This is a genomic window from Vibrio sp. KUL80 (assembly GCF_059725495.1).
On record NZ_AP045841.1, the window covers coordinates 3,395,222 to 3,412,299 of the forward strand.

The following is a 17,078-nucleotide window of genomic DNA, read 5'->3' on the forward strand; positions in this document are numbered from 1 at the left end:
GCAATGTGAGCAATGTCGTGTCAAAAAGAATTGAGTTTCGCAAGAGGTCGACACCCAGTGGGTTCCGATTGCTTAACCTTTTTCCTTAGGACGAGTTAATAGTAATCATTCTCATTTATTGCGTCAACCACTAATTGAGAATTTTTCTCATTTATTTTAGAAGACAAATTTCGCGCACAAAAAAGCCGACGATACGTCGGCTCTCTCAGCGTTTATTTGACTAGGCTTCATCGTCATCTTGCGACAACCACTCCGCCACGTCTTTTGCAAAGTAAGTCAAAATACCATCGGCGCCCGCTCGCTTGAAACAAAGCAGAGACTCAAGCACAGTTTCACGCTCTTTTAGCCAACCATTCTGAATAGCGGCTTTGTGCATCGCGTACTCACCTGATACTTGGTATGCAAACGTCGGTACCTGTAATTCACTCTTAACACGGCGAACGATATCAAGGTAAGGCATGCCCGGCTTCACCATGACCATGTCGGCACCTTCATTGATGTCCATCGCCACTTCGTGTAGAGCTTCATCGCTGTTCGCAGGATCCATCTGGTAGTTTTTCTTGTTACCACCTTTTAGGTTCGATGCCGAACCGACTGCATCACGGAAAGGACCATAATAGTTTGACGCATACTTAGCGGAATACGCCATGATCTGAGTATGAACATGCCCGGCTTCTTCCAGAGCCTCACGGATACGGCCAATACGACCATCCATCATATCTGATGGCGCCACAACGTCTGCACCAGCCTCAGCATGGGACAAGGCTTGCTTGATCAAGACTTCGGTTGTCTCGTCATTTTGTACGTAACCATCTTCATCAATAATGCCATCTTGTCCGTGTGTCGTGAATGGGTCCAACGCCACATCGGTGATCACACCCATTTGCGGAACATTTTCCTTCAAAGAGCGCACTGCTCGTTGAACGAGACCTTCTGGGTTATAGGCCTCTGCTGCACAGATGCTTTTCGCATCCTGATTCACCACTGGGAACAGCGCAATCGCAGGCACGCCCAGTTTTGCTAGGTACTCGGCTTCCTCTAGCATCAAATCAATAGAAAGACGTTCAATACCAGGCATAGATTCCACCGTTTCACGACGGTTTTTACCCATAAGAATGAACATTGGATAGATCAAATCATCCACAGATACCTTGTTCTCTGCCATCAAACGTCGGCTGAAATCATGTTTGCGCATACGGCGCATACGGCGCGCTGGGAATTGACCTTGAATCGATACAGACACCTTTCTCTCCTTGTCTGGAAAAATGCGAAAATCAAGCATATCACTCTGGCTTGTTCATGCTAGTAGTAAAATTGGAAAATGCTAAACCACAAACGATATACTTAGCGTATTACTCAACGAATGTAGCTTGTCATGATAGATACACACGCCCATATTTACGCCACCGAATTCGACCAAGATCGCGACGATGTGGTCAAGCGAGCAATAGCGGTTGGCATCGAGCACATATTGCTGCCAAACATCGATCTTGAATCCATAGAGCCAATGCTGGCAACAGAGGCGGCTTACCCAGATATCTGCCGTTCAATGATGGGATTGCACCCGTGCTATGTCGATGCCAACGTCGATGCGACACTCAGCACCATTCACTCTTGGTTCGATAAGCATAACTTTATCGCAGTGGGTGAGATTGGTATCGACTTGTACTGGGATAAAACCTATCGCAAAGAGCAAGAGCACGCGTTTGTCACCCAGCTTAATTGGGCGAAAGAGATGGACTTACCTGTCGTGATCCATACCCGTGACTCCATTGAAGAAACGTTAGCCTTACTCAAGACTGAACAAAATGGCGACCTACGCGGTGTTTTCCACTGTTTTGGAGGCAGTATCGAAGAGGCTAAAGCTATCAATGAGTTAGGTTTTCACCTTGGGCTTGGCGGCGTGTCGACCTTTAAAAACTCAGGCATGGACAAGGTGATTCCAGAGCTCGATATGACCAAGGTTATCCTTGAAACCGATTGCCCTTATCTCGCTCCAGTGCCTAATCGCGGAAAACGCAACGAGCCCGCTTACACCGAGTTGGTGCTAAACCGTATTGCTGACGTACGAGGCATCAGTACTAAAGAAGTGGCAGAGATAACAACAAACAATGCAAAATCACTGTTTTCATTGTGATTTTGCAGGTTTCGTTACCCATTATGTGAGTTAGATCTGATTTACCAGTCGCTTACCGCCCATCAGTTAACGTAGAATATGCACCAAATTTATATGCCACTAGTAGTAAATGATATGTGGCACGGTTCACGCATTTTCTATCACGGAGGTCCGGTATGTGCCAGCACGGAAATATGCTGCAACGCCAACATCGCACATTTTGGCAAAAGCTCATGGGTATTAAAGAAATCTATGTCTGCTCGGAATGCGGATACGTCCTCAAGATTCGATAACCTCCTATCTCTCTAGCACACATACAAAAATAGCGGCCTAAGCCGCTATTTTTTATCTCATCAAATTGATGACACTACTCTTCTTCCTCGTCGACTTCTTCTTTTCGTGTGTAGAAACGCGCAAAGAACAAGCCCACTTCAAACAGCAAGCACATCGGAATCGCTAGCAACGTCTGAGAAATAAGATCAGGAGGGGTCAATAGCATACCCACAACAAACGCCCCCACGACAATGTAAGGACGCTTTTGCTTCAGGCTGTCGACATCTGTCGCACCTGTCCAGCACAACAGGATAATGGCTACAGGTACCTCAAAGGCAATACCAAACGCTAAAAACAGCGCTAAAACAAAGTCTAGATAACTGGATATATCCGTTGCAAACTCGACTCCGCCTAACGATATTGCCGTGAAAAAGCCAAACACCAGTGGGAATACCACAAAGTACGCAAAGGCAACACCGCAATAGAAAAGCAAAGAGCTCGAGAACATCAGCGGCATGACCAGCCTTTTCTCGTGCTTGTATAAGCCTGGCGCAACAAATGCCCATACCTGATACAAAATAAACGGCACCGCAATGAATACTGAGGCGATCAACGTCAGTTTAAGAGGGGTAAAGAAAGGCGATGCTACGTCGGTTGCGATCATTGTCGCTCCCTCCGGTAGCCTCTCTACTAGCGGCTTGGAAACAAAATCATAAATATCGCCAGAGAAGTACACCAGAGCCAAAAATACCACTAACACCGCAACAATAGCGCGCAGGAGTCGGTTTCTTAGCTCTAGCAGATGACTAATCAAAGGCTGTGTCTGTTCGACGGACGGCATGAAAACCTCGAATAAAATAAGTGACCACCAGCGCGATCACTTTCGATATACAAATAGACAAGGGCTGATAATCAGCCCTTATTCAGATCTTTCTCTGGAGACTCACTCTCAGCAGGTTTCATCGTCTCTGAGCTCTCTGTCACTTGCGGACTCGGCTCAGAGTCTGTTGCCTTCGACTTATCGGTCGCGTAAGGACGCGTCACGTCTTGTGCAGCCTGCTTCAATTCTTCTACCGAACTTTTAAGCTCAGGCGAAAGGTCTTCCATGCCCATTTTCTCAGCTTTTCGCAGATTCTCTTGAAGCTCTTGGACTTTAAGTTCATGCGAAAGCTCATCTTTGACATTATTTGCCATCGCCTTCGCAGAGCTGATAAAACGAGAAACACTTCGGATAGCAGTCGGCAAGCGCTCTGGTCCCAGAACCACTAAGCCAACCACAGAGATGAGTACCAGTTCCCAAAAACCGATATCAAACACGAATTATGCCTGCTCTTTGTCTTTCTTTGTTTCAGTAGAAGCGTCTGTCTTTTGTTGCTCAATGTTCTTAGGTTCAAAATCTGCGTCTTTTTTGTCAGATTTTGCCGTCGGCTCATCTTCGCTCATTGCTTTCTTAAAGCCCTTGACTGCCCCACCTAGGTCGCCGCCAATGCCACGCAGTTTTTTCGTTCCAAACAGCAGAATAACGATTACTGCAATGATAAGAAGTTGCCAAATACTAATACCGCCCATTCTTTCTACCTCGGGTCTTGATTAACAAATTTATGATTTAATGCGAGTTTATCGCTTAACGTCTGTAAGTACGCCAACTTAACAGCCAAAATGTGATACCACCAACGCCTGATGCAACAGACAACTGGTGATAAGGGCTATCCAGCAGTATGGCGGAGCATACGATTAAAGTTGCGCCAACGCCAAACAAAAATTTACCTGTACCATGTTGCCGTTTTGTTTCACGATATCCTTGATACAAACTATCCATACGCTGATTCATAGCCTTACCTTGTTTGAGGCTATCGTACAGCAACTCTGGAAGCTCAGGCAATTTTTCTGCCCAAAACGGCGCGCGTTCTTTGATACCATTAATGACGGCTTGCGGTCCTACCTGATTCGCCATCCAGTTCTCGAGAAACGGTTTCGCTGTCTCCCATAAGTCTAGTTGCGGATAGAGCTGTCTGCCTAAACCCTCTACATACAGCAAAGTTTTTTGCAGCAGCACCAGCTGAGGCTGCACTTCCATATTAAATCGACGTGCCGTATTGAACAGGTTCAATAGCACATGACCAAAGGAAATTTCGCACAAAGGCTTAGCGAAGATCGGCTCACACACCATGCGAATGGCGAATTCAAACTCATCGACATTGGTATCCATTGGCACCCAACCCGAGTCAACGTGCAGCTCAGCGACTTTGCGATAGTCTCGGTTGAAGAACGCCAAAAAGTTTTCTGCTAAATAGCGTTTATCTTCGCTGTTGAGCGTGCCGACGATGCCGCAATCAAGACCAATCCATAGCGGGTTTTCAGGATGCTCGTAGCTGACAAATACATTGCCGGGGTGCATATCCGCATGGAAGAAGCTATCGCGAAATACCTGGGTGAAGAAAACGCTCACACCACGCTCAGCTAACAGCTTCATGTTGGTGCCATTCGCTTCTAGGGTTGGAATATCCGATACCTGAATGCCATAAATGCGTTCCGACACCATTAGTGTCTCACTGCTAAAGTCAGGAAGCACTTCTGGAACGTACAGCTCTTCACTGCCTTCGAAGTTGCGGCGCAATTGAATCGCATTTGCCGCTTCGCGTCTCAGATCTAGCTCATCTAATAGCGTTTTTTCGTACTCACGCACCACTTCGACGGGTTTGAGTCGGCGCGCATCAGGTAAGGCTTTAGAGACAATGCGAGCCATGCGATACATCAGCTTCAGATCGGCATCAATAACAGGACGGATATCAGGGCGTATCACCTTGAGTACCACCTCCTGCCCTGTCTCTTTGAGCTTGGCAGTATGAACCTGCGCGATGGATGCCGATGCTAATGGCTCGATGTCAAAATCATCAAACCAGTTTTCAATTGGACCACCGAGCGCCTTCTCCATTTGCGTTTTAGCCAACTCACCGTCAAACGGTGACACTTGGTCTTGCAGCAGCGCTAGTTGGTCAGCGATATGGGGAGGAAACAGGTCGCGGCGCGTTGACATCATCTGACCAAACTTGATCCATACCGGACCAAGTTCTTGCAATGCTAGACGAAGTCGCTCACCAAGTGGTTTGTCTGGATGTTGATTCTTCATCCAAAACAGTGAGCGCCTCGCTAATAGTGGCGCTTTGGTCAACTGATGAGTTGGCATCAACTCATCTAGGCCATACTCAAGTTGAACCTTAACGATGTGATAGAGGCGCTTTATTTCACTCGGGGTCATACACGCTCCGAGTCTGGTTGGCCATCGACCGACGCCAGCAAAGCGTCCAAACGGGCATTCAGTCGCTCAGTTTGGCTGCGCACATCATCCACATCGTCACAAAACGCTGCGACGGCAAGCGGTGGCGGTGCAATTTTCCACTCTTCTGTCAGTACCTGACCAAAATGGTCTTGATGCTTGGCAGCTTGCGAAGCAAAAAAGCCAAACAGGTTTTTGGCACCTTGTACTGCCGTATGAGCGACAACATCGCCCGTCACGCGCGACATCCACTCTTCAATGTCTGGCTTACAATCGGTAAGCAACGCCGAAAACTTTTGCGCCAACTGAATATCACCCTCAAGCTCAAGCTTATCTTTCTTGATGAGTTTGGTGATATTAGCTTGCTCTTTGAGCTCAGGCAGAACCGACAAATTGAGCGACAGATAACAGTCGGGTTCACCCTCGTAGTTAGCCAATACATCAAGCTGATTGCTAAACACAAAGGTGAGCGATTTATTGAATTCACGCAGATGAATTTGAATCACCTGACCTTTTAGGCGTGCAACGCGGTTAACCAGCGCTTCATCGTCTTTAATCAGAGTATTGAGTGTGGTTTCCACCACAGCCGTCACTAATGGATCAAAAGGCATGATTCAGTCCTTAGAATTTGTATCCACGGTGTAGGGCAACAATACCACCGGTTAGGTTGTAATATTTGGTTTGCTCAAAGCCAGCGTCTTGCATCATGCCTTCCAGCGTATCTTGGTCTGGGTGCATGCGGATTGATTCGGCTAAGTAGCGATAGCTCTCGGCATCGTTGGCCACTAGCTCACCCATCTTAGGTAGCAGGTGAAAAGAGTACGCATCGTACACTTTAGAGAGAGGCTCGATAATTGGCTTCGAGAACTCCAGAACCAATAGGCGACCACCAGGCTTAAGCACGCGGAACATAGAGCGCAGTGCTTTGTCTTTGTCCGTCACATTACGAAGACAGAAACTGATTGTGATGCAGTCAAAGTAATCGTCTGGGAATGGCAGCTCTTCAGCGTTAGCTTGAACATAGTGAACGTTACCAACAATGCCAGTATCACGCAGCTTATCGCGACCCACGTTGAGCATTGAGTTGTTGATGTCGGCAAGCACCACGTGCCCTTTATCGCCAACAATACGAGAAAACTTAGCGGTCAAATCACCAGTACCGCCACCTAGGTCTAGAATACGCTGACCTGGTCGTGCACCACTGCAATCAATAGTGAAACGCTTCCATAGGCGGTGAACACCACCAGACATCAAATCGTTCATGATGTCGTATTTTGCTGCCACCGAGTGAAACACTTCCGCTACGCGCGTTACTTTTTCTTGTTTCGCAACAGTTTCGAAGCCGAAGTGCGTGGTGTCGTCTTGTTGATTTACTTGATTCGATTGCACAGTACTTTCCGTCATTATTCTTCCTCTTGGGCAGCGCTACTTCTCCGTCGCCGCAGACGGTCAGTTTACTTTATCCATGTCTGGTTGTCTTTCCACCAAAGCATCATTTTGTGCAATTTCTGTGAGCGAGGGAGAAATCGAGCGCTTCACCTCAACCCCAAGCTGTTTAAAGCTTTCCGCCTGACGAATCACATTACCGCGACCCGTCGCTAACTTGTTCATCGCCCCTTGGTAACTTTGGTTGGCTTTATCCAATGCGCCGCCCAAACCTTCCATGTCATCCACGAAGAGGCGCAGCTTGTCGTAGAGCTTGCTGGCTTTGTCTGCGATCACTTGAGCATTTTGGTTTTGTCTATCGTTACGCCATAGGTTGTCGATGGTACGCAGCGCCACCAGCAGTGTGGTTGGGCTAACCAAAATAATGTTGCTCTCCATTGCCTCTTTCACCAAGCTCGGGTCAGCTTGAATCGCCACTTGGAATGCGGGCTCTACGGGGATGAACATCAAGACGTAATCGAGGGAGCGAATGCCCTTGAGTTGGTGGTAATCTTTTTGCGACAGCCCGCGAATGTGGTTACGAAGCGCCAATAAGTGATCACTCAGCGCGCGATCGCGCTCGGCATCGGTTTCAGCATTGAAATAGCGCTCGTAGGCAACCAACACCATCTTCGAATCGATCACCACCTGCTTTTCTTGTGGCAAATGGACGATCACATCGGGCTGATAACGCTTACCCGCTTCGTTTTGCAAACTCACCTGCGTTTGATACTCGTGTCCTTCGCGAAGCCCCGACTCTGCCAATACGCGCGCCAAGACCACCTCACCCCAGTTGCCTTGTTGTTTGTTGTCGCCTTTCAGAGCTTGCGTCAGGTTCATCGCTTCTTTAGTCATCTGATCATTAAGACGTTGGAGGTTTTTCAGCTCATGCACCAGCGTATGTCGCTCTTTTGCCTCTTGACTAAAACTATCGTTGACCTGCTTTTTAAAGCCCTCAAGCTGCTCTTTGAGTGGGGATAGAATCCCCTCTAGGCTTTGACGGTTTTGCGCATCAACTTTGGCGGTTTTCGCTTCAAACACTTGATTAGCAAGACGCTCAAACTGCTCTTTAAGGCGTAACTCAGATTGCTGCAGCAGCTCTAGCTTCTCTTGATCCGAGCGCTGTTGTTGCTGATACGCGGCGAGCTGCTCGCGTAACTGCGCCTCAGATTGCGCACGCTGCTGCTTAACCTGCTCAAGCTCGGTAGCGTACTGCTGACGCTCTTGCTTCACAGCCTCGAAATAGCGCAGCTTTTCCATTGCTGCCATCACCTTGCCGTGCGCTTGCTTGAGCTCAAATGCCGACTTGTCACGCTCATCATCCAGCTCATCGAGTTCTTGTTTGGCATCAGACAACTCTTGCTGCATGCGCGCGATTTGCTGCTCTAGTGCCGTCGTCTCGAGCTGTGCTTTGTGTTCCGCTAAGGCTTCTATTTGACGAGATTTAAAATGCAACACCGCAGCGGCAGAAAAGCCAACCACAGTGCTAAGTGAAGTGATTGAAAGTAGGAGGGTTTGATTATCAATAATCCATTGCATTGTTTACTTGCCATCAGCCTTAGTTATTAAGCTAATGGTAATTTATACTGGATAAATGTCCAGATATTTACAGGGAGCGGCGCTTGAAGCGGGCGTTGATGATGTCCTCTATTAGCTTTTGTTCGCGCTTTGCTTTTTCATAGCTCTGCTTTTTGTTCCAGCGCTCTAATACCTGCTCAAGCCCTTGAACGCGAGCCGCTTTTTGCTGTAGCTGCTTTTGTACCGACTGACACTGAGCCTCCATCACGGCTTGCTCTTGCTGATGGTGCACCAACATCTTTTGTAGCATCTGATCCGCCAAGTTAAGGTTCATCAGCCCCACACTGCAGGTTTTCGTTGCCCCTTGATAGTTGCGAGATTTCAGCTCTGAAAGCGCTTCTAGCTGTGCACAGAGATGCTCACTCTGATGGCGCATGGATTCGAGCTGAGCGCCGATCTGATCGCGCCTTAGCTCCTCGACTTGGGTCATCTTACCGACTGCGCGGATCTTGCTTTCCATTGCACTGCTTCCTTATTCGCGACATACGTACTAACGACTCACATATCGCGCCATTGTTTATTGCGCTTGCTGAGCCTGAAACAGCTGAGCAAGCTCGGTTAAACTGCTGGTTAAGTTCACCGCCTCATTCGCGCCTTGCAACAAATACCCTTTAAGCTGCGGATGCATGGCAACCGCTCGGTCTAACTCAGGGTCTTGTCCCGGCTGGTAGCCACCTAGCGGTAGAAGTTCTTTAACCTGAAGGTAGCTCGAATAAAGCTGTCTAAACTGATTTGCGATCGTGGAGTGCGCCTCTGGCGTGCAGCCAGACATACAGCGACTGATAGAAGCACTGATATCAATGGCAGGATAGTGCCCTTGCTCTGCCAATTGACGAGACAGCACCACATGCCCATCCAAGATCGCCCGCGCCGAATCCACCACAGGGTCTTGTTGGTCATCCCCTTCTGCTAACACGGTGTAGATAGCGGTAAGACTGCCATCTGGATGTTCACTGTTACCCGCGCGTTCCAAAAGCTGCGGCAACACACTAAACACGGAAGGCGGATAACCCCTTGAGGCAGGTGGCTCACCTAAAGCCAAGGCAATCTCACGCTGCGCCATCGCATAGCGAGTGAGTGAATCCATCAGCAGCAGCACATCGTTACCCTTGTCGCGAAAATACTCAGCGACGCGATGACACAGCAGTGTGGCACGCAGTCTCATCAGTGGTGACTCATCGGCAGGCGCCGCGATAATGATTGCCTTGCGGCGCATCTCTTCGGTCAGATTGCGCTCGATAAACTCTCGAACTTCTCGACCGCGTTCGCCAATCAAACCGACCACGATGACATCGGCTTCGGTGTTTTGTGTAATCATGCCCATCAGCACACTTTTACCAACACCACTGCCTGCCATTAAACCGATGCGCTGCCCTTTGCCCACGGTTAGTAAACCGTTGATTGCGCGCACCCCCACATCAAGCGGTGTGTCCACTGGGCGTCTTTTTAAAGGGTTAATCGATTTAGGCTCTAGCGAGACACGCTCGCCGCCTTTTAACCTAGGTCCATCATCCAGAGCCTCACCTAGCCCGTTAACCACACGACCAAGCCAGTGATTACCAAGGTTCACTGAGCTGTCGCCATCCAGCGGCACTACCTTGGCACCTGCAAACAAGCCACCAAGACGTCGCACGGGCATTAGGTAGGCAATGTTATGGTCGAAACCAACTACTTGAGCCTCAATCATGTCGCCTTCGTCGGTCTCTACTAAGCAACGCTGCTCAAGCTTAAATCGGCAACCGACCGCTTGTAGCATTAAGCCATTCACCTTGACCAAGCGTCCCGTCACTCGAGCCACGGGCACGGTATCAAGTGATGCTATCGCATCAAACAATCTATCTTTGAGCAGCGGCGACACATTAGACATTGCGATCCTCGGAGTCGTTAGCAATCACTTCATCAAGCAAGTGCTCTTTAACGGCGTCCATGCACGACTCCAATCGAGAGTCGCAGCTTGCGTCTGCTTCGGCTTCCTCGGTCACAAGCTGACAGCCACCCACAGGCAAATCGGCTTTCGCAACCAGCTTCCAGCCCGCGACAAGTTCCGGATTAATATGCGTGATGCGCTCTAGGTCTTGAGGGTTTAAGAACACGGTGACCTTTTCCGTCTTACCCGGCATGGCTTCTAACGTTTCATCCACCAGCGCGAGAATTTGTTGCGGCATCAGAGTCAGTTCAGCTCGAATCACTTGTTGCGCCACTTTCTGCACTAACTCACAGATCACATGACGCTGTTGCTGCTCTTTTTCCTCTTGCCACCGCGACAATGCCACATAGATATCGTTGACGGGTTTGACCGCATCGACAAACGTCTGCTTACCCGTTTGCTCACCAGAAACGAAACCTTGTTGAAAGCCCTCTTTTTGGCCCTCAGCAATGCCTTGCTGTTTGCCTTGTTCAATCCCTTGATTAAAGCCTTCGCGGTGACCACGCTCCAATCCTTGTTGAAACCCTTCTTCTAAGCGCTCTTGGATATCCATTTGTGTTGGCGCATCATCCCAATTGAGGTCCGCGGCCAGTTCATCACTCGCAGAAGGCTGTGCTACCGGAGGAAAACGGTGCTGGCGATAGCCAGTTGCAGGTAAGGAAAATATCTTAGTCCGCGTCATGATTACTCCACCGTTTGCTCTTGGTATAGCGTGAGCTCAATCTCACCCGCTTCCGACATCTCTTTGATAATCTGCATGATTTCATTACGTGCACGCTCGACCGTACTCAATGGCACCGCGCCGCGAAGCTGCATATCATCTTCTAGCGCTTTCACCATACGCTGCGGCATCGACGCCTTAATAGCTTGCTGCAAGGTGATCTCTGCGCCTTTAAGAGCCACAGACCAAAGCTCGACAGGTACCTGTTGTACCAAGGCGTCCATGGTGTCTTCGCGCTGTCTACCAAGCACCATAAAGTCAAACATATTCTCTTCAATCTCGCTGACCACGTTTTCATCGTGCAACTTCAGCATTTCCATCAACATAGCTCGGTCGCCAGAGAAGCGGTTGATGATATCGGCAACCTGCTTCACCCCTGACATAGGTGCACTTTGACTCACCGAGACTTGCTCAATGCAGCGCTCGATCAACTCGTTCAGATCACCGACGACTTGATGGTCGATGTCTTGCAGCGTTGCGATTCGATATAAAAGCTCATCGTGATAATCCGACGGCAGATGATTGAGTACTTCTGACGAGGTTTCTGGTGGCAAATAGGCCAAGAAAATTGCCTGCATCTGAGGATGTTCACTGGCAACAAATCGGGCTAGCACTTCAGCTTCTACCCATTGCAGCCTCTGCATGTTGTTGCGAATCTCATCACCATACAGGTTGTTCAACAGCCCTTTCGCAAGGTCGTTGCCCAAGGCTTTGCGAAGTGTATTCGACAAGTACTCTTTCGAGGCTCCGCGGATGCCACTGTGCTGTCTAAAATCCTCAAAGAAGTGTTGAATAACATTCTTCGCGCTATCACTTTTAATGCCGCTAAGCTTGGCCATTGCTTTAGTGACGCGTTGAGTCTCATCACGAGAGAAGTGGCGTAATACTTGCGCAGCGGCGTCCTCACCCATTCCGAGTAACACCAATGCCGTGCGTTCGACGTGACTAAGCGTTGCTGGCGTTGACTGTGCTGTTTTCATTGACGTTTACCCATTGTTTAAGGACTTCCGCGACGCGCTCTGGCTCTTCGGTCGCAATAAGCTGTAGATGTTTCAATTGCAGTTCTAGCGGCGAACCTGGTGGTGGCAACATGTCGCTGCTCGCATCCAGACCCGACGATGTCGACTCGATACCACGCTCAGTCAGTTTGCGGTTCAGGCGCTCTTCGCGCTCACGCTCTTCACGGGTTTGAATGTTTTCTTGGTACTCTTCTTCCTGAGGGTCTGCAAACTCTAGCTCTTGACCACGCTGGTCAGCGCCAGTTAAGTGCATGATAAGTGGACGTAGTACGAAGAAGATCATCGCCATACCTAGCATGCCACCTATGATGTAGCGTAGCGGCTGCTGAACCGTCGGGTCTTGCCACCAAGGCATCGCCGGTGGCGCTTCAATCTCGATTGGCGTGAAGTTAAAGCTCATTAGACTGAGGCTATCGCCGCGCGCCGCTGAGATACCCACAGCATCGGTGATCATCGTTGAGATCTGCGCGCGCTCTTCTGGTGTCCACGCAGTGCCATTAGGTGCTGCAGTCTCATTAAGTAGCACCGAGACACTTAGCTTATCGATTTGTCCCTGCTGGTACTGAGTACGGCGAATACTGCTGCCAACAGCATACTGACGATTAAGCTCACTGCGTGCATTGGTGTTTTGGCTGTCGTTAGTTGGCACTTCACCGGTAACCGGTGGCTGGTTGCTTAATGAACCTGGGATACCAAGCGCAATCTTATCGACGGTGTTGTTTTGGATGCTGTGCTCATTACGAACCACAGGATTGGAGTCGAGGATCTCTTTAGTCTCTTCCACCTGACTAAAGTCCATGTCGGCGGCAACTTGCACTCGGAAGTTACTTGGACCCACAATCGGCGTCAGCATGTCGGCTGCACGCTGAATGATCTGCTTCTCTACATTCTTTTGATATTCCAGATATTTGGCATTCACTTTACCTGTTGCTGCAGAAGCCACATCGGCACTTAGTAGACGCCCATATTGGTCTATCACAGAAACGAACTCTGACTTCATGCCAGTGACACTGCCGACAACCAAATTGATGATCGCTTCGACCTGATCTGGCTTAAGGTCTTCGCCAGGTTTCAGCTCAATCATTACTGAAGCAGAAGGGTCTTCTCCCTGCTGGCGCACAAACAAGGTTTGTCTTGGAATCGCAAGGTGGACACGAGCATTTGAAATCGCATTCAAAGAGATGATGGTGCGAACCAACTCACCCTCTAGACCGTGTCGATAGCGCGCATTTTCCATAAATTGGCTGGTGCCGAGTGAGCTGTCTTCTTTTAATGAGTCCAGACCCGTTGGCAATTGTGCTTTAACGCCTTTTGCCGCCAGAAGCATACGAATTTTGGCAACTTGACCCTCTGCCACCAGTACTTGACCGTTCTGCTCTTGCAGTCGGTAGGCAATGCCTTCTGACTCCAACACAGACACAATTTCACCGATATCAAAGCGCTCTTGCTGACTGTAAAGAGGGCGATAGCTTTGCGAAGAACTCCACAGCGCAACCACTATGATGGCCGCCACAATCGCCGCAAGAACCGCAGACAAGACTAAGTTGCGCTGTGAGCTAGACCAAAGCTGTTTAAGCTTCGCCTGAACATCGTTCATGTTATTAGGTGTCGACTTGGGTGCGACATCAATGGGACCTGGGGTCGCCGCTGTTTGAGGTGCTAATTCTGACATGTTCTACACCGGCATCTTCATTACATCTTCAAACGACGCAACAACCTTGTTACGCACCTGCATCAGCGCCGAGAACGACAAGCTGGCTTTCTGACTGGCAATCATGGCACCGACCAGGTCATCACTTTGACCCGTTTCTACCGCAGTCATTTTTTGTGATGCTGTAGATTGATGCTGGTTAACCATATCGAGCACGTTTTTCATCGCCCCAGAAAACGCCATTGGAGGGTTCACCTGATTCACATCCATCGGGTTGTTCGCCACTAAGAAGTCAGGTTGTACCTGCTGCTGCATGTTTTGCATTTTGGTGAGCATCAATTGCTCTGCTGATACCGCATTATTGATTGGTTGCATCGCCATCTAAATTCTCCTTTATGCAGCCGAGCCGATGGCTGACTGTAGATCAATTCCTTGCTCACGCATTGCGGCCAACTTGTAGCGTAGTGCGCGTGTGGTTACCCCTAGGGCATCCGCCGTTTTTGTTCGGTTACCGCCAAATTGGCGCAGTTTCTCGAGAATAAATTGGAACTCCGCCTGCTTTTTCACCTCAACATGTCCCATTCCTTGCGCTTTGTGTGTCACAACGTTAGCGGTAGGAAGCTCAACAGGAAGCATCAGGTCTTGAGCGGTAATGTAGTCGCCATGGCGCATTACAAGCGCGCGCTGAATAACGTTCTCAAGTTCACGAATATTGCCGGGCCAGTGGTAATGACACAGCGCCTGCTCTGCATCGGCAGAAAGATGACAGTTGCTGTGCTCTTTGTATTTGTTGATAAAGAATTGGCTGATTGGCAGGATGTCATCTTTACGATCACGCAGTGGCGGCCAGTGCAGCGGCAACACATCGAGGCGGTAGTAGAGATCTTCACGGAATGTGCCTTTGCGAACTTCTTCGCGCAGATCTTTGTTGGTCGCAGCGATCACACGAATATCTAGGGCGATCGCCTTGTGACTTCCTACTCGCTCAACTTCACGCTCTTGCAGTACTCGCAATAGCTTAGCTTGGACCGCTGGCGACATCTCACCAATCTCATCAAGTAAAATCGTGCCGCCATTCGCCTCTTCAAACTTACCCGACTGAGAGCCCGTCGCGCCCGTGAACGCGCCTTTCACATGACCAAACAGCACAGCTTCAAGCATGGATTCTGGAATCGCTGCACAGTTCACGGCAACAAAAGGCTGTGAGCCACGTGGGGATTGGTCGTGTACATAGCGCGCCAACACTTCTTTACCCGTACCCGACTCCCCAGTGATCAATACGCTTGCACTAGTACATGCGGCTCGATGCGCCAATTGTAGAACCTGTTTGCTGCGCCAAGACTCTGCCACGATGTTCGCCATTGGCTTCTCAAGCGCCTCGACACGTTGAATAAGATTGATAAGCTGCGTCGCTTCAAAGGGACGCAATAGGTAATCGGTCGCACCCGCCTTCATGGCTTCGGCAGCAAGCACACTTTGGTCTTGCTCGACAATCGCGATAGCCACGCCCGGATTCGATTTGCGTTGGTGACAAGCAATCCATTCACGCACGCTCATGTCAGGGAGTGCCGAGCTAATTAAGCTGATTGCCGCTTTGTCATACAGTAACGCAGCTCGTCCTGTTTTTACGTGGGTGACCTGGAAACCTTGCTCTGTGAGCAGGTCGATGATGGGGTTCGCATTATTCTCACACGGTTCGACGAAGAGAATGTCCTTATGCTTAAGCTGAGTTGGCATTTATTGCACCTCTGTCTTCGTATCCGTTGAAGACGCTGAATTTGAAGATGTGTGTCTCACCACTCTCACGGTGACACGACGGTTTTTCGCTTGACCAAATTCGGTTTCATTGCTGCTCACTGGGTAACGAGCGCCATGGGCACGCACCTCAACCAAAGATTTTGGTGCGCCTAACTCAATCAAAGTACTAGCAACATCATCTGCTCGAACGCGCGACATCTGCAGGTTGCTTGTGGTTGAGCCTACGTTGTCGGTATGGCCATCAATTAACACTCGAGATACCGCTTGATCTGCGTTGATATAGCTCACCAAGGAAGCCAAGGTGCGCCTCTGATCGCCGGAGACCACGCGCTGACCAAACTCAAAGTTCAGTACCACATCGCGTGCTTGTTGGTAGTTCATTTCAGGTAAGGCAACACGGCAGGCATTAAACGAGACAAAAGCCGATTCAATTCGTGTAGAAGGCAAAACATAGGCGTCACTGTGCGTGTGCTCATCAGACATGGCACTGACTCTTACCCAGGCACCTTTGGTCACGGCTGCAAGCAATGATTCAATGCCGACATCAAAAATGGCGTAGCCTTTGGTGGTTTTAGCCGCTTCATCAACCACGCTGTGTTGCGCAGGAGAATGCCATGGTGCCGTTAATTGAAACAGCTGCGCATGTTGAATAGGCTGGTTGGGTAAATATAGAACGGCGGAAAGCGGATTATTTGGTTCCGCATGGAAGTAAAACTTCCCCATGTTATTTGGCAAATTATGTTCAAGACGACACTCAAATTCATCTTGCTTTGCCTGCCAATTAACTAAATCCATAGGAATATTAACTTCATTACCAAATGAGACTTTAGTCCCAAAAATAAAGGCAATAAAAACCAATATTGGAAACAGTTTATTAACAAACGTAATCGCGGACTGTATTTTACATTCTTCTGACCTACTTAAACTAGCCAATAATAAGTAAGTTCGATTTTTAACTGACGCAGAATTCATATTGCCATCCAATGAAAGCTCTTGTTACTGACATATGTAAACCTAGTTTCACATGAACACCAGTCAAAAAACCGCTAAACATAGTGCTTATAAAACATAAATTTAGGTAAATCACTCATTCTGATGTTGCTAGCCAACTAGATATATCGGCTATTTACCAGACGATATATTCGCCCGGATATAATAATTATTGAATTAAGCTACCTGCATTTATTTTATATTTAAAGATGGTTTATTAAGTGAAAACAAACATATGAACCAAGTTCACAAATTTACGTTCAAGAGCTAAAAACAACTAAAAAAACCAGAGTAGACTGACGAAAAATAACAATGTTAACCAATTAATTCTGCTTAACATCCA

The 17,078-nt window shown here is 48.7% G+C and carries 17 protein-coding genes; 1 reads left to right on the forward strand and 16 read right to left on the reverse strand.

What is annotated here, in order from left to right:
- Nucleotides 1-220: 220 nt before the first annotated feature.
- Nucleotides 221-1,243, reverse strand: a complete 1,023-nt coding sequence (hemB, locus tag AC6I8U_RS15780; RefSeq protein WP_446569941.1) for a porphobilinogen synthase — start codon at nucleotides 1,241-1,243, stop codon at nucleotides 221-223.
- A gap of 132 nt (nucleotides 1,244-1,375) precedes the next feature.
- Between hemB and AC6I8U_RS15785 the strand changes: the two genes are divergently transcribed.
- The gene (locus tag AC6I8U_RS15785; RefSeq protein WP_498017331.1) at nucleotides 1,376-2,137 is read left to right on the forward strand and encodes a TatD family hydrolase; all 762 of its coding nucleotides are present in this window, start codon (nucleotides 1,376-1,378) and stop codon (nucleotides 2,135-2,137) included.
- A 346-nt stretch (nucleotides 2,138-2,483) separates the two neighbouring features.
- Here AC6I8U_RS15785 and tatC read toward each other — a convergent pair whose 3' ends face one another.
- The 15 genes from tatC to AC6I8U_RS15860 form a co-directional block, all read right to left on the reverse strand.
- Nucleotides 2,484-3,230, reverse strand: a complete 747-nt coding sequence (tatC, locus tag AC6I8U_RS15790) for a twin-arginine translocase subunit TatC (protein WP_128648368.1) — start codon at nucleotides 3,228-3,230, stop codon at nucleotides 2,484-2,486.
- 71 nt (nucleotides 3,231-3,301) lie between these two features.
- Nucleotides 3,302-3,706: a Sec-independent protein translocase protein TatB gene (gene tatB / locus AC6I8U_RS15795; RefSeq protein ID WP_252013043.1), complete on the reverse strand. Its 405-nt coding sequence runs from the start codon at nucleotides 3,704-3,706 to the stop codon at nucleotides 3,302-3,304.
- Between the two features lie 3 nt (nucleotides 3,707-3,709).
- Nucleotides 3,710-3,958: a Sec-independent protein translocase subunit TatA gene (gene tatA, locus AC6I8U_RS15800; RefSeq protein WP_042477892.1), complete on the reverse strand. Its 249-nt coding sequence runs from the start codon at nucleotides 3,956-3,958 to the stop codon at nucleotides 3,710-3,712.
- Between the two features lie 55 nt (nucleotides 3,959-4,013).
- Nucleotides 4,014-5,648: a ubiquinone biosynthesis regulatory protein kinase UbiB gene (ubiB, locus tag AC6I8U_RS15805; protein ID WP_252013042.1), complete on the reverse strand. Its 1,635-nt coding sequence runs from the start codon at nucleotides 5,646-5,648 to the stop codon at nucleotides 4,014-4,016.
- A complete protein-coding gene (locus AC6I8U_RS15810; protein ID WP_498017332.1) occupies nucleotides 5,645-6,277 on the reverse strand; it encodes a ubiquinone biosynthesis accessory factor UbiJ in 633 nt (210 codons plus the stop codon). The genes ubiB and AC6I8U_RS15810 overlap by 4 nt, the downstream gene beginning before the upstream one ends.
- A gap of 10 nt (nucleotides 6,278-6,287) precedes the next feature.
- Nucleotides 6,288-7,070, reverse strand: a complete 783-nt coding sequence (gene ubiE, locus AC6I8U_RS15815; protein ID WP_042477886.1) for a bifunctional demethylmenaquinone methyltransferase/2-methoxy-6-polyprenyl-1,4-benzoquinol methylase UbiE — start codon at nucleotides 7,068-7,070, stop codon at nucleotides 6,288-6,290.
- Between the two features lie 45 nt (nucleotides 7,071-7,115).
- Nucleotides 7,116-8,630 carry a DNA recombination protein RmuC gene (rmuC, locus tag AC6I8U_RS15820; RefSeq protein ID WP_498017333.1) on the reverse strand — a complete coding sequence of 505 codons (1,515 nt, stop codon included), beginning with the start codon at nucleotides 8,628-8,630 and terminating at the stop codon, nucleotides 7,116-7,118.
- Between the two features lie 67 nt (nucleotides 8,631-8,697).
- Entirely contained in the window at nucleotides 8,698-9,129 is a 432-nt protein-coding gene (gene fliJ / locus AC6I8U_RS15825; RefSeq protein ID WP_252013039.1) for a flagellar export protein FliJ, read from the reverse strand.
- A gap of 57 nt (nucleotides 9,130-9,186) precedes the next feature.
- On the reverse strand, nucleotides 9,187-10,536 hold the full coding sequence (gene fliI / locus AC6I8U_RS15830) for a flagellar protein export ATPase FliI (protein ID WP_498017334.1): 1,350 nt from the start codon (nucleotides 10,534-10,536) through the stop codon (nucleotides 9,187-9,189).
- Entirely contained in the window at nucleotides 10,529-11,278 is a 750-nt protein-coding gene (gene fliH / locus AC6I8U_RS15835) for a flagellar assembly protein FliH (RefSeq protein WP_498017335.1), read from the reverse strand. Before fliH ends, fliI begins: the two co-directional genes overlap by 8 nt.
- A 2-nt stretch (nucleotides 11,279-11,280) precedes the next feature.
- Nucleotides 11,281-12,297: a flagellar motor switch protein FliG gene (locus tag AC6I8U_RS15840; RefSeq protein ID WP_394153835.1), complete on the reverse strand. Its 1,017-nt coding sequence runs from the start codon at nucleotides 12,295-12,297 to the stop codon at nucleotides 11,281-11,283.
- The gene (gene fliF / locus AC6I8U_RS15845; protein WP_498017336.1) at nucleotides 12,263-14,008 is read right to left on the reverse strand and encodes a flagellar basal-body MS-ring/collar protein FliF; all 1,746 of its coding nucleotides are present in this window, start codon (nucleotides 14,006-14,008) and stop codon (nucleotides 12,263-12,265) included. Before fliF ends, AC6I8U_RS15840 begins: the two co-directional genes overlap by 35 nt.
- A 3-nt stretch (nucleotides 14,009-14,011) precedes the next feature.
- Complete coding sequence (fliE, locus tag AC6I8U_RS15850; protein ID WP_042477870.1) at nucleotides 14,012-14,368, reverse strand: flagellar hook-basal body complex protein FliE; 357 nt, start codon at nucleotides 14,366-14,368, stop codon at nucleotides 14,012-14,014.
- A 12-nt stretch (nucleotides 14,369-14,380) separates the two neighbouring features.
- On the reverse strand, nucleotides 14,381-15,724 hold the full coding sequence (locus AC6I8U_RS15855) for a sigma-54-dependent transcriptional regulator (protein WP_498017337.1): 1,344 nt from the start codon (nucleotides 15,722-15,724) through the stop codon (nucleotides 14,381-14,383).
- Nucleotides 15,725-16,540: a MotY family protein gene (locus AC6I8U_RS15860; RefSeq protein WP_252013034.1), complete on the reverse strand. Its 816-nt coding sequence runs from the start codon at nucleotides 16,538-16,540 to the stop codon at nucleotides 15,725-15,727.
- Between the last annotated feature and the right edge of the window lie 538 nt (nucleotides 16,541-17,078).